Here is a 253-nt window from a genome sequence, read left to right on the forward strand (position 1 = left end):
CAAGGGTGCTTTGGCCTTCATGGTCTTCGAGGGGAAGTTCAGGGCGCCGCTGTTCGTCGAGTTTCTTCGCCGGCTGCTCAGGCAAGTCGAAGGCAAGATCTGTCTGATCGTAGACGGCCATCCGGTTTGTTGGCGCCGGCCGAAAACTGACCCACCTTTGAGGGATCTGCCGCTTCAAAACTGACCCGGGTGTTCAACCTACCCTGCTGCTTTATTAGGCAGGGGACAAAGGAGTGATCACCATGGCCATGAT

At 56.5% G+C, this 253-nt stretch carries 1 protein-coding gene; it reads left to right on the forward strand.

Annotated elements, in window-relative coordinates; translation table 11 throughout:
• Nucleotides 1–10 precede the first annotated feature (10 nt).
• The gene (locus tag EEB15_RS34720; protein WP_370284146.1) at nt 11–184 is read left to right on the forward strand and encodes a hypothetical protein; all 174 of its coding nucleotides are present in this window, start codon (nt 11–13) and stop codon (nt 182–184) included.
• The last annotated feature ends 69 nt before the right edge of the window (nt 185–253 follow it).

Source organism: Ramlibacter sp. WS9 (assembly GCF_003797765.1).
Taxonomy (GTDB): Bacteria; Pseudomonadota; Gammaproteobacteria; order Burkholderiales; family Burkholderiaceae_C; genus Ramlibacter.